General features: G+C 71.0%; 10 protein-coding genes. 7 read left to right on the top strand and 3 right to left on the bottom strand.

The features are described from left to right. Nucleotides 1-3: 3 nt before the first annotated feature. Both PV350_RS04040 and PV350_RS04035 read right to left on the bottom strand, forming a co-directional pair. A complete protein-coding gene (locus tag PV350_RS04040; protein ID WP_500332843.1) occupies nt 4-1,395 on the bottom strand; it encodes a phosphodiester glycosidase family protein in 1,392 nt (463 codons plus the stop codon). After that, on the bottom strand, nt 1,389-2,093 hold the full coding sequence (locus PV350_RS04035) for a peptidase inhibitor family I36 protein (protein WP_500332841.1): 705 nt from the start codon (nt 2,091-2,093) through the stop codon (nt 1,389-1,391). Before PV350_RS04035 ends, PV350_RS04040 begins: the two co-directional genes overlap by 7 nt. A gap of 349 nt (nt 2,094-2,442) precedes the next feature. Between PV350_RS04035 and PV350_RS04030 the strand changes: the two genes are divergently transcribed. The 7 genes from PV350_RS04030 (at nt 2,443) to PV350_RS04000 (ending at nt 11,396) form a co-directional block, all read left to right on the top strand. Continuing rightward, nucleotides 2,443-3,375: a hypothetical protein gene (locus PV350_RS04030; protein WP_500332840.1), complete on the top strand. Its 933-nt coding sequence runs from the start codon at nt 2,443-2,445 to the stop codon at nt 3,373-3,375. 449 nt (nt 3,376-3,824) lie between these two features. Further along, on the top strand, nt 3,825-4,808 hold the full coding sequence (locus PV350_RS04025) for an Lrp/AsnC family transcriptional regulator (RefSeq protein ID WP_499517044.1): 984 nt from the start codon (nt 3,825-3,827) through the stop codon (nt 4,806-4,808). A gap of 124 nt (nt 4,809-4,932) precedes the next feature. After that, complete coding sequence (locus PV350_RS04020; protein WP_500332839.1) at nt 4,933-5,865, top strand: polysaccharide deacetylase family protein; 933 nt, start codon at nt 4,933-4,935, stop codon at nt 5,863-5,865. Continuing rightward, a complete protein-coding gene (locus PV350_RS04015) occupies nt 5,862-7,175 on the top strand; it encodes an MFS transporter (RefSeq protein ID WP_500332838.1) in 1,314 nt (437 codons plus the stop codon). Before PV350_RS04020 ends, PV350_RS04015 begins: the two co-directional genes overlap by 4 nt. Then, nucleotides 7,175-7,933: an SDR family NAD(P)-dependent oxidoreductase gene (locus PV350_RS04010; protein WP_500332837.1), complete on the top strand. Its 759-nt coding sequence runs from the start codon at nt 7,175-7,177 to the stop codon at nt 7,931-7,933. The genes PV350_RS04015 and PV350_RS04010 overlap by 1 nt, the downstream gene beginning before the upstream one ends. Beyond that, nucleotides 7,930-10,155, top strand: a complete 2,226-nt coding sequence (locus PV350_RS04005) for a 2-dehydropantoate 2-reductase (RefSeq protein ID WP_500332836.1) — start codon at nt 7,930-7,932, stop codon at nt 10,153-10,155. The genes PV350_RS04010 and PV350_RS04005 overlap by 4 nt, the downstream gene beginning before the upstream one ends. Before the next feature lie 143 nt (nt 10,156-10,298). After that, the gene (locus tag PV350_RS04000; RefSeq protein ID WP_500332835.1) at nt 10,299-11,396 is read left to right on the top strand and encodes an NADH:flavin oxidoreductase/NADH oxidase; all 1,098 of its coding nucleotides are present in this window, start codon (nt 10,299-10,301) and stop codon (nt 11,394-11,396) included. 112 nt (nt 11,397-11,508) lie between these two features. Here PV350_RS04000 and PV350_RS03995 read toward each other — a convergent pair whose 3' ends face one another. Then, a complete protein-coding gene (locus PV350_RS03995) occupies nt 11,509-11,841 on the bottom strand; it encodes a histone-like nucleoid-structuring protein Lsr2 (protein WP_499516282.1) in 333 nt (110 codons plus the stop codon). Between the last annotated feature and the right edge of the window lie 518 nt (nt 11,842-12,359).

Below are 12,359 nucleotides of genomic sequence, written 5' to 3'. Positions count from 1 at the left end.
GGCTCACTGAAGGGGGTATCCGCCCGGACCGGCGAAGACCGCGTCGGCGACGGCACGTTCCTTCCCGTCCGACGGGGTGTTGGCGAGCGCGTTCTGCCACACCAGGGTGGTCGAGCCGCCACCGTCCATGTTCAGGGCGTCCACCGCGCCGAGGTCGCGGAGCAGGTTGGCCATCTCCAGGCGGGTCGCGCCCTTGCTGGCGCTGCCCCGGTCGACCGTCACGAGCATCATCCGACCGTAGCCGTCGGTGCCGATGGCCGTGCGCGCCACGGCGGAGTCGGTGGTCCCCGCCGGCTGGACGTACTCGACCGCGGTGTTGCGTACCAGCAGGTCACCGCCGGCGGTCGCGTTCAGCGAGGGGCTGAGGGGGATGTCGTCGCCGAAGCGTGTGTCGACGAGCGTCTCGGACACCTTCAGCTGGGAGCCGACGGCAGCGTTCGCGCGGAGCCAGACGGCTCCCTCGCCGATGCCCTGGAGGATGCGGCCGCCGACGGGGACGGCGCGGCCGCCGCGAGGCTCGTAACGAGCGAGGACCGTGTCGTTCGCGTCCAGCACGACTTCGATGCCGCCATCGAGGCTGATCGTTCCGGGCTCGTTCGGATGGTCCGGGTCGTTCCCCAGGGCCTTGGCGGCGGTGGTGGGCGTGTTCGCGCCGTATTCGGGGGTGAAGGACACGATCTCGCTCGGATCGGTGCAGACGCCGTTCTCGTAGGTCTCGTCGGCGTCGGCTTCCGCGGCCCCCTCGCAATGGGCGTTGCGACCGGGGAAGCGGTTGATGCCGTCGAGTTGCCGCGGCGGGACGGAGCCGTCCTTCGGCTGCACCGTGAGCGTGGTGTTCAGCTCGGTGATGTACACCCGGCCGTGCTGCAGTACCAGCGCGGAGCCCACCGGCTTGTCGCCCTTGCCCCTGACGGCCTCGCTGAGCAGCCGCCCGTTGCGGATCACGACGCCGGCGACGTCGCCGCTGTAGGGCGGAGCGGACGGATCGGTGGCGTCGATGTCGAAGAAGCCCCCGTTGACCCCGGCCCGGGGGCGGCGCAGCAGGTTGGTGGACACGCCCTGGAGCATCGAGGTGGTGGTCTGGGCGGCAGCCATGCCGCTGCCGTACGTCCCCTTGAGGGTCAGCGGCGCCTTGTCCGGGTCGACGAGCACCACGTTGACCTTGTAAGGGCCCGAAGTGCCAGTGTAGGCATAGGTCGTTCGGGTGACCCCGGGTACGCCCGTGTCGTCGTCGTGTGTGCCCGAGTTCAGCAGGTCGAGGGTGAGGATCGTCTCCGCCTGGGCGCCCGAAGTCTGGGCTCCGGCGGGTGCGGCCACCGTCGAGGAGGCCAGGATGAGCGCGGCGGCACCCAGGCCGGCCACCCGGCTCGCGTTCAGTCGTCCGCGGTTCAGCATGCGCTCGTCCCTTCGACCAGCTTGTGGGCGGAGAAGCTGCCCGCGTACGGCTGCGGTATCACGGTGGCGTCGGTCTTGAGCACCACGTAGGTCCGGTACGTCGTGCCCGCGTCGGTCCACGAGCCCCCGTAGCCAGGATCGCGGTAGAAGCACACGTGCAGGTTGGTGTAGTTGGCGACGGACACCACGCGGTTGTCCCACGAGGCGTCGTACCGGTCGACGTCGCCCTGGGAGGTCGTCATGGCGCCCCGGCCGCTGGGCTGCGTGAAAAGGCAGAGGTTTCCGTCGGGGCACCGCTCGAAGCCCGTGAAGCAGCCGCTCTTGGACTTCGCCGACTTCTGCGAACTGACCCGGTCATCGAGCTGGGTGCTGGTGTCGGCCAGGTTGCCCTGGAAGCCGGGACGGATCGCCTGGACAACGCTGCCGTAGTAGGTGTCCTCGTAAAGACAGGCCCAGTACGGCGAGTTGTTGTGCACGGAGCTGATCTGGTTGTCCCACTGTGCGGTGTGGACCTGGATCGCGGCGTCCGGTGCCGAAGGGAGTTCCCGCCCCTGGCCGTCGGTGTCGGTGTAGACGCACACTCGGCCGTCGGGGCAGTCCTGCCATTCGGCAGCGCTTGCCTGGAAGCCCGCCAGCGCGGTCAGGAGCAGGGCCACGAGGGAGACCCCGAGACCTGCTCGGGTCAGGGTTGGTTTCACAGGAAAGGCACTCTTCCTTCGTCGGTGGGATGCGTAGGACGCTCGCCGGTGAGACCGTCCGGGCAGCCGACGACCACCTGGCGGCGGAGAGCGTCAGGACATGGCACCGCTTCCCGGCATGATCACAGAACGAGTGTTCGGGCCGCACCTTACCGTGCGGGGCGGGGCGCTGACGGAGCGAAGTCCCCTACGTGGGCGCCGGCATGGGCGAGTGCACGAGGCCCTTCGGGGCCACCCCCGCCCGGCGGATGCGTCCCGCCCTCCTGGAAGGGAAGCGCAGGGTGCGGCGATGCACCCCGGTCACCGGTGCCGCGGCTCTCCGCAGGCTCGTCTCCCCTGGGGCGCGGGCATGCTTTCCCGCGTCCTGAAGTCCTCCAAGACGCGGGCCGTCGCCCCTGAAAAGACCGGCGGTCCCGGTTCGTCGAGCGCCGATATGCTCGCGGGCGTGACGCATCAGGGATCGCCGGGCACGGGCGACGGTCCGCCCACCACAGCGCGGCTGCGGGCAGTGCTGGCCCGCGCCGCTCGCGTCGAGATCGTCGAGGGACCGCCCCACCAGACCGACTCCGCCGACCTGCCGCGACTCGTGGTGACCGGTGGCGAGATCGCCGACCTCGCTCGGGTGCTGTCCATCGTCGACGGTGGGACCGGCGACCTGTGCCGGTGCATCGGCTGGCCGACGATCCTGATTCACGACCCGAGCGGCAGACTGATCGCGCGCTGGTCCCTGCACCACCGGACCGGTCTCCGAGGGCTCGGTGATTGCGACGCCGACCTGGAGGACGGACCGGCACTCACCGCATGGCTGGCGGAGCGAGGCCTGACCGGATCACAAAGGGTCCAGGCCGAACTGGCCGTCCAGGAGAACGAGGCCGAGCAGCGCCGGATGCGGTGGATACACGCCGCGCCGGCAGGGCTGTCCGATGCGGCCGCGGACGTGGCCGAGGCGCCGGGTGACGACCTTCTGGCCTGGTCAAGCCGACTGCGGGAGGCGGAGAAGCGGCTCGTCATGCGTACCCGCCGTCACTACCCTGACGCGATCGAACGGATTCGCGTCCTACTGGCCTGGGCGGGGGTTCGGTCCAGGGAGTCCTCCGGCGGCTCCATGTGGTACGACCTGGCGGTGCTACGCCAATTGCTGGCCGAGGACGCCCCGCCCACATCCTGCTCGCCGCACTCACCGTGCACCCGCCAGACCCGGCTCAGCTCGACGGTGCCGCCGAACTGTTCGGCTCACTTGAGTGGACGAACGCCCACGGCCGGAAGCTTCCCGAGCCCCTGAAGTCGATACTGATCGGACACATCAAAGCCTTCGGTACCGACGCGATGAGATTCCGCATGGACCACGGCACCTACGGTGCCCAACGGTCCGTCTGACGGCTTCCCGCGGTGACGTGCCGCGGCGTGGTCCGGACGCAACGCTCACCGATTGACCCGGGGACGGAACAACTGGAAGCGGCGTGCCGAAATAGAAGCAGCGTGCCACCGTCCATATCTCCGGCCTGTCGTGCGGTATGCGGCCATGAAAGAAAAGTGCAGTGCTCCGTGAAGGTATCCTGCACTCTCGCAGCGAACCCCCGTATGACTGTTGACCTGCAGATATGCAATATGCGGGCGCCAGACGGGCGGAGCGCGGGAAGAGGTGCCTTCGCCATGGCGCAGGATTCCTCCGTTGACCGTCATTTGGCCCAGGCTTAATGTTCCGGCATGCCTGATCGCCCCCACTCCGCAATCGTCGATGATATGGACCGCCGCATCATCGCGGCGCTCCAGCTCAACGGCCGTGCCCCGTGGAGTGCGATCGCCCATTGGGCGGGCGCCAGCGAGACCACCGTGCAGCGCCGGTACCAGAGCCTGCGCGAGCGGGGGCTCGTCCGCGTCGTGGCGACCCTGGAACTCGACCGCACCATGTCCGGTTCGTCCATGCTCGTCCGTGTCCAGGCGCGTCCGGGGAAGGGCCTGGAACTGGCGCGGTTGCTGGCCGAGTGCCCGGAGGTGCGTTTCCTGGCGGTGGTCACCGGCGCGGCGGACCTCATCGTGGATTTCGTCGCCCAGGACAACGACCAGTTGATGCGCCTGCTGTACACCGATCTGCCGGGCGCCCACCTGATCACGGGTACGGAGTGCGTCGCCGCCATCCGCAGCTTCACGTCACCGGCCCACTGGGACACGGGCCTGCTGCCCCCGCAGGCCCGCGACGCGCTGCGTCCCGTAGCGCTGGCGGCGCCCTTCGAACGCACCGGGTGGGACGAGGCGCCACAAGCGCTGTCCGATCTGGAACGGGAGGTCGCCGGGTCCCTGTCCTCGGACGGGCGGCTGCAGATGAGCACGCTCGCACGGCAGTTGGGGCGCAGCGAGTCCAGTGTGTCCCGGGCCCTGGAACGGATGGTCAACCGGGGGGTGCTGTACTTCCGCACCTTGGTCGACCCGGCGCTGCTGGGTTTCGAGGCCGAGTTCATGGTCTGGTTGTCGGTCGAGCCGGACCGGCTCGACGCGGCCGGACGGCAGCTCGCCCGCCATGCCGGGACGAAGTTCCTGTCCGCCGCCACCGGCAGGTTCAACCTGGTCGGGCACGTCGTCCTGCCCCACCGCACCGACGTGTTCCGCTACACGGCCGAGGTCGTCGGCGCCCTGCCCGGCCTGGTCGCCTCCGAGATCACCCTGCATCTGGCCACCCTCAAGCACGCCTGGACCAAGATGACGATCCCGGCCTGACCTGCTCGGGTCCGGGCTCTCCGGCGGTCCGACCGCCGCCTTCCCCGCCAGGGCACGCCGCTTCGGCGTCGCGCTCCTCGCGGATCTCTTCCTCCTGTCGTTCCCGACGAAGTGGAGACCTCCCATGCCCGAAACGGACAGCACCCCGCCCGCGGAGAGTTGGCGGTGGCCCGAGAGCGAATGGCGCCGGCACGTCGACGCGGTGCGCGCCGGACGGCGCCTCACCCCCGCCCAGTGGCCCGGCGGGGCTCGCGTCGCCGTCGCCGTGTCCTTCGATCCCGACCACGAGACGATCCCGCTGCGTGACGGAGAGACGAGCCCCGGCCGGCTCGCCCAGGGCGAGTACGGCGCTCGCGTGGGCGCACCCCGCATCCTGGCGCTGCTGGAGAAGTACGGCGTGCCGGCGACGTTCTTCATGCCGGCCGTGTCCGCCCTGCTCCACCCGGAGGAGGCCCGTTCCTACACCCGGACCGGCCATGAACTGGCCGTGCACGGCTGGATCCACGAACGCAACACGCTCTTGTCGGCGGCCGACGAGCGCGCCCTGGTCGAGAGGTCCGTGGACACGCTGACCCGGCTGACGGGTCAGCGACCGGTCGGTGTCCGCACCCCCTCCTGGGACTTCTCGCCGAGCACGCTGGAGACCCTCCTCGGCTTGGGGTTCAGTTACGACTCCTCGTTGATGGCCGACGACGAGCCGTACGAGATCCTCGCAGCCGGGCAGCCCACGGGGCTGGTGGAGATCCCCGTCGACTGGATCCGCGACGACGCCCCCTATTTCACGATGGACCGCTACGGCTCCGTCCGGCCGTACACCCGCCCCCGCGACGTCCTGGAGATCTGGACGGACGAGTTCGACGCCGCCTACCGGGACGGCGGGGTCTTCCAGCTCACCCTGCACCCCCACGTGATCGGCCACCGTTCGCGCCTGGTCGTCCTGCGTGAACTGCTCGACCACATCGCAGCCCACCCCGGCGTCTGGTACGCCACCCACGCACAGCTGGCGGAAGCGGTGCGCCACGACATCCCGTCTCGCGGAACGGAGAGCAGAGCATGACCGCACAGCAGGACCGGACCGCCCCAACGGGCGCCGAGCCCGCCGCGCGCCTGAACGCGCGTCAGGTGAAGGCCATCGCCGCGGGCGCCGTCGGCAACACCATCGAGTGGGTCGACTGGGCCCTCTACGCGATCTTCGCGAAGATCATCTCCACCGAGTTCTTCCCCTCCGGCGCCGACGACGTCGCCTTGCTGTCCACGCTGGCGATCTTCGCCGTCGGCTTCGTCATGCGCCCGGTCGGTGCCGCGGCACTCGGCGTCTACGCGGACCGCAACGGCCGCAAGAAGGGCCTGACGCTGACCGTGGGTCTGATGGCGGGCGCGTCGTTCGTCATCGCGCTGACCCCGTCGTACGGCAGCATCGGCGTCGCCGCCCCCCTCGTGCTCCTGCTGGCCCGGCTGGTCCAGGGGTTCTCCGCCGGAGGCGAGTTCGGGTCCTCCTCGGCGTTCCTGGTCGAATCCGGGGTCCGGGGCGGCCGCGCGTTCGCCGGCTCCTGGCAGCAGGTGTCCGTCGGCGGCGGCGCACTGATCGCCTCGCTGCTCGGCACCCTGACGACATCCACGCTGGACGACGCGGCCCTGCACTCCTGGGGCTGGCGGGTGGCCTTCGCCGCCGGCGGCCTGCTGGGACTGGCCGGCCTGTGGCTGAGGATCTCGGTGGAGGACACCGACTCCTTCCACCGGGCACGGAGCGCGGGCCTCACCCGTTCGAACCCCCTGCGCATCATGGTCACCGAGCATCCCCGCGCGGCCCTGCGCGTCGCCGGCATCACCATCGCCGGCACCCTGACCTACTACATCTGGGTCAACTACCTGCCCACGTACGCCAACCTGACCACCGGCATACCCCTGAGCAAGGCACTGCTCTCGCAGAGCCTGTGCCTGGCCGTCTTCATCACCTTGCTGCCCCTGGTCGGCCGGCTGTCCGACCGCATCGGCCGCAAGCCCACGCTCGCCGGATTCGCCGCCGGGTTCATCGTGCTGAGCTGGCCCCTGCTCCACTTCCTCGACGCCAGCTTCACCCGCCTGTTCCTGGTGCAGCTGACGGGCATGCTGCTGATCCTGGGCTACTCCGCCAACTGCGCGGTCATCATGGCCGAGCAGTTCCCTCCCGAGATCCGCGCCACCGGCATCGCCCTCCCGTACGCCTTGGCGGTGGCCCTCTTCGGCGGCACCGCGCCCTACGTGACCACCTGGATGCACGACCACGACTACGGCGGCTGGTTGTGGCTCTACGTCTCCGCCGCCTCGCTCGTCTCCCTCGTCGTCTACCTCACCATGCCCGAGACCAAGGACAAGGAGTTCGCCTGATGCCCCACGCCGTCATCACCGGCGCCGCCGGCGGGATCGGGCGGGCGGTCGCCCGGCGGTTCGCGCAAGGAGGCTTCCGCCTGACGCTCGCCGACCTCCCGGGCGACGCGCTGGAGGACACCGCCGCAGCGCTGGGGGCCCATCCCGTTCCCGGGGACCTCACGGAGCCCGACACCGCCGGCGCTCTGGTCGAAGGGGCCCGGGCGGCCGGAGGCCCGATCGCCGTCCTGGTCAACGCCGCCGGTGTCTACCCCTCCCTGGACATGGCCGACGTCACCGCGCGGACCTGGGACCGCTTGTTCGACCTGAACCTGCGCGCGCCGGTGCTGGCCACCGCCGCGTACGCGAGGCAGGCACGGCAGGACGGGGCCGGGGGCTGCGTCGTCAACATCTCGTCCGGATCGGCGCTGCGTTCCCGCCTCGGCGGCGGCCCCTACGCGACGTCGAAGGCCGCGCTGGAGATGGCCACACGCGCCGCCGCCCTGGAACTCGGTGCCGAGGGCATCCGCGTCAACGCCGTCAGCCCGGGATTCGTCCCGGTCGGCAGCAGCATCAATCCCGTCTCCGCGGAGTACGCCGCCGCCATCTCGGTCAACCCGCTCGGACGTGCGGGAACGCCGTCCGACATCGCCGAGGCCGTCTACTGGCTCAGCACACCGGAGGCCTCCTGGATCACGGGAGAGGTCCTGCGGGTGGACGGCGGCTCCAGCGCGGGAACCCTGCACCTGCCCCGCATCCAGGAGGGACACACCGCATGACCGAGGGCACCTACACCGTGGTCGGGGGCGGCGCCATCGGCGGCGTCCTCGCCCACCGCCTGGTACGGGCGGGACAGCGCGTCCGGCTCGTCGACACCGATCGTGCTCACGTCGAGGCCATCCGCGCGCACGGGCTCGCGCTGGCCCGTGACGGCCGGGAACCCGAGGTCGCGCACGTCGAGGCGCTGCTGCCGGAGGAGTACGAGGGCCCGCTGCACCACGTGCTGCTGGCCGTGAAGGCACAGGCGACCGACACGGCACTCGACTGGATCGCCCCGCGCCTCCGCCCGGACGGATGGGTCGCCTCCCTGCAGAACGGGTTCAACGAGGATCGCATCGCCGAGCGGGTGGGACCGGACCGGACGATCGCCGCCTTCATCAACGTCTTCGCCGACGTGACCGAACCCGGCGTGGTGCGCGACGGCGGCACCGGCGCCCTCGTCCTGGGCGAGATGCGTGGCAGGCCGGTCTCCGCGCGGGTCCGCCGACTGGTGGCCCACCTCTCGGTGGGCGCCGACGCGGTGGCCAGCAGCAACGTGGACGGCTATCTCTGGGCCAAAGCGGGCTTCGGCGCCATGCTGGCCGCCACGGCGCTGGCGGACGCGCCGATGGCGGACCTGATCGACCGGCACACCACGGTCATGGCCGCGGTCGCCGCCGAGGTCTTCGCGGTCGCCGACACCCTCGGCGTCACCCTGGAACCCTTCGACGCCTTCGAGCCCGACGCCTTCCGCGCCGGCGCGTCCCCGCAGCGGGGACGCGCCGCGGCAGACCGGCTGACGCGGTGGCTGCGCACCCAGCCCAAGAACCGCAGCGGCATCTGGCGCGACCTGGCCGTCCGTGGCCATCCCGTCGAGGTGACCACGCACTACGCCGAGGTGTTCGCCCGGGCCGACCGGCACGGCATCCCCACACCGGTGCTGCGCGCGGTGGTCGACGGCCTGAAGGAGCTCGAGAAGGACCCCGCCACCATGTCCGAGGAGCGGCTCGAAGCCCTGCGGCCCCTGGCCGCCAGGGGTGACGACGCGACCCGGCCCCCCGGGCGGGACGTGCCGCACCTGCCCGCGGCCGGCCCCGGGGACGCCGAGCGCATCCGGTCGTGGCTCGCCGGCCGGCACGAGGAGATCGTGGCGGACCTGGCCGCCTACACTGGGCTGGAGAGCCCCAGCGACGACCGGGAGCTCCTGGGCACGTGCCTCGACTGGCTGCGGCGGTGGCTCGACGAGCGCCTGGGGACCGACTGCGAGCAGGAAGTCCTGCGCCGCCCTGACGCGGGCGACATCCTGATCCGCCGCCACGCCGGCACCGGGGGCGCCCCCGTACTGCTCCTCGCGCACTACGACACCGTCTGGCCCGCGGGCACCCTGGCGGCACGCCCCTTCCACGTCGACGGTGACCGCATCACCGGGCCCGGCGTCTTCGACATGAAGGCCGGCCTCGTCCAGGCCGTCTGGGCGCTGAAGGCCCTGGACGCGCTCGGCCTGCCCCGGCCGGCCGTCACCCTGCTCCTCAACGGTGACGAGGAGACGGGGAGCCGGGCATCGCGGGACGTCATCGTCGACGAGGCCCGGCACAGCCGCGCCACCCTGGTCTTCGAGGCGTCCGCCCCCGGCGGAGCCCTGAAGACGGCACGCAAAGGCGTCGGCCTGTTCCGTGTCACCGTCACCGGGGAGGAAGCACACGCCGGTCTGGACCCGGAGCGCGGAGCCAGCGCGGTGGACGAACTGGCCCGCCAGATCCTGGATCTCGCCGGTCTGCGGAACCACGACGCCGGCACGAGCCTCAACGTCGGCGTCGTCACCGGCGGCACCCGGCCCAACGTCACCGCCGGCCACGCGGTCGCCGACATCGACGTCCGCGTCTCCACACAAGCCGAGGCGCAGCGCATCACCGCAGCCCTGGACGGCCTGCGGCCCCACGATCCCCGCACCACCGTCACCGTCACCGGCGACTGGAACCGGCCGGTCTTCACCCGCACCACCGACGTGGCCGCCCTGGCCGGACTGGCACGGCGCTGCGCCGGGCTGCTCGGCGAGCGGCTCGACGAGGCGGGTGTCGGGGGCGCGAGCGACGGCAACCTCGCCGCAGCCGCGGGCAGCCCCGTCCTGGACGGACTGGGCGCGGTCGGCGACGGCGCCCACGCCGTGTCCGAATACGTCGACGCCGGCCGCATCGTGCCACGCGCGGCGCTTTCCGCGCTGATCCTCACGTCTTTCGCCTGAAAGACGCGGCAGCACCACGGCGAACGTGTGTGGGCGCCGCCATGGCGGCGCCCACACACACCTTCGTCATGGGGAGGGCATCGGTGGATTCCCCCTCCCGCACCTCATTTCCCACTGTTCTCACGTATTGAGGAGACACCTTCGTGAGCACGCTCTTCGAGCCTTTCACCCTCCGGTCGCTGACCATTCCGAACCGGATCTGGATGGCCGCGATGTGCCAGTACAGCGCCGCGCCGGACGGCGACCAGGCGGGCGTGCCGAACGACTGGCACTTCACACACCTGGCGGCCCGGGCCACCGGCGGCACCGGACTCATCATCACCGAGGCCACCGCGGTCAGCCCCGAGGGCCGGATCAGCCCGTACGACCTCGGCATCTGGAACGACACCCAGGCCGAGGCCTTCCGCCGGATCACCGCCTTCCTGAAGTCCCAGGGCACCGTGCCCGGCATCCAGCTCGCCCACGCCGGCCGCAAGGCCTCCACCGAACGCACCTGGATCGACCGTGGCGCCCCCATCACCCCCGACGCCCAGCACGGCTGGACACCCGTCGCACCGAGCGCGACCGCCTTCAAGGAGGGCGCGACGACTCCCGAAGAGCTCTCGGCCGATGAAATCGCCGCCGTCGTCGAGGCGTTCGCCGACGCCGCCCGGCGGGCCCTGGACGCCGGGTTCCAGGTCGCCGAAGTCCACGGGGCCCACGGGTACCTGATCCACCAGTTCCTGTCCCCGCACAGCAACCGCCGCACCGACGCCTACGGCGGCGACTTCGCCGGCCGCACCCGCTTCGCCCTGGAGGTCGTCGACGCCGTACGCGAGGTCTGGCCTGCCGGCCTGCCGGTCTTCTTCCGGGTCTCCGCCACCGACTGGCTGCAGGAGAACGACGATGCGCGCGACGGTTGGACCGCGGAGGAGACCGTCCGCCTCGCCAAGGAGCTCCGCTCCCGCGGCGTCGACCTCCTCGACGTCTCCACCGGAGGCAATGTGCCCGATGTGAACATCCCGGTCGGCCCCGACTACCAGGTGCCCTACGCGCAGCGCGTACGCGAGGGGGCCGGCATGCCCGTGGCCGCCGTCGGCATGATCACCGAGCCCGGTCAGGCGCAGGCCATCGTCGGCTCCGGTGGTGCGGACGCCGTCCTCCTCGGCCGCGAGCTGCTGCGCGACCCGTACTGGGCGCGCCACGCGGCCACGGCACTGGGCGGGCAGGTCACGACCCCCGTCCAGTACCACCGCGCTTGACGCTGGCGGCCCGGCGGCAGGGGGCCCGTGGTGTCTCCTGCGGTGAGGCGGGCAACGCAGTCCGGCCGGCAGGCGTGTCCCTGCCGGCCGGGCCGTCGTGCCGGTGCGGGTCTCAGCCGTTGGCCGCGGCCTCGAACTGACGGCGGACGCTTTCCGAGATACGGCCGCGGTCGCTGATCTCCACGCCGTTCGACTTCGCCCAGGCGCGCACCGCAGCATTGTCGGCACCGACCTGCGTCCGCTGCTGCGGCACTCCCCTGCCACGGCTGCGCGACTGCTTGCGGGCAGCCTTCTGGAACGGAGCGAGCGCATCGCGCAACGCAGCCGCATTGTCGTCGCTGAGGTCGATCTCGTACTCACGCCCGTCGAGGCCGAAGTTCACCGTCTCGTGAGCGGTACCGCCGTCGATGTCATCGACCAGCAGAGTCTGCACGCGCTGCGCCATTTTTCTTGTTCCTTTCCCGAACAACCAACGTGACCCTACACGCAATCGGGATAGGTGACCTGGGCGAGTTGCGTGACGGTTGTTGATGCGTTTGGAAGGCTCACTCCCCGGCAGGTCAGCGTCATTTCCGATCCGCTCGGCACCGGAAGTGCCGAGGGGCACGTTCTCGTGAATCCGGAAGGACCGCGGGATCGGACATCCCTCGGCGACGCGCCGGGCGAAGGCCGGTCGTTCGAGACAACACGTGTGCCCGCCGCGTTCACCGCCCGCAAGGCAGGGGGCGAAATATTCGGTGAGCATGCGGTCGGCCGACGCCGTCGCTGCACCGTACCCGACAAATCCCGGTCCGGACGGTGAGAAGTCACCCCTGCGGCGCATCACGGGCGGCCGGCGCCGTCATCTCTTCGACCACGGTTCGTTAGCCGGGAAGACCCAGGACATCACCTGTTGGTCCGCCACCGTCGGTGCCGCCCGAACTCAAGTGACCGGCGTCCTGCCGGAAGGGAGCTTCCCGTGGT

This window comes from Streptomyces sp. PA03-6a (genome assembly GCF_033792765.1).
Lineage (GTDB): Bacteria > Actinomycetota > Actinomycetes > Streptomycetales > Streptomycetaceae > Actinacidiphila.
Note: the sequence above shows the minus strand (reverse complement) of the source record. Positions and strands in the feature narration are given on the sequence as shown.

Excerpts from the sequence above, each read along its gene's own strand:
- PV350_RS04040 (WP_500332843.1), bottom strand. The coding sequence starts at position 1,395 with ATGCTGAACCGCGGACGACTGAACGCGAGCCGGGTGGCCGGCCTGGGT.
- PV350_RS04010 (WP_500332837.1), top strand. The coding sequence starts at position 7,175 with ATGCCCCACGCCGTCATCACCGGCGCCGCCGGCGGGATCGGGCGGGCG.
- PV350_RS04030 (WP_500332840.1), top strand. The coding sequence starts at position 2,443 with ATGCTTTCCCGCGTCCTGAAGTCCTCCAAGACGCGGGCCGTCGCCCCT.
- PV350_RS04015 (WP_500332838.1), top strand. The coding sequence starts at position 5,862 with ATGACCGCACAGCAGGACCGGACCGCCCCAACGGGCGCCGAGCCCGCC.
- PV350_RS04005 (WP_500332836.1), top strand. The coding sequence starts at position 7,930 with ATGACCGAGGGCACCTACACCGTGGTCGGGGGCGGCGCCATCGGCGGC.
- PV350_RS03995 (WP_499516282.1), bottom strand. The coding sequence starts at position 11,841 with ATGGCGCAGCGCGTGCAGACTCTGCTGGTCGATGACATCGACGGCGGT.
- PV350_RS04020 (WP_500332839.1), top strand. The coding sequence starts at position 4,933 with ATGCCCGAAACGGACAGCACCCCGCCCGCGGAGAGTTGGCGGTGGCCC.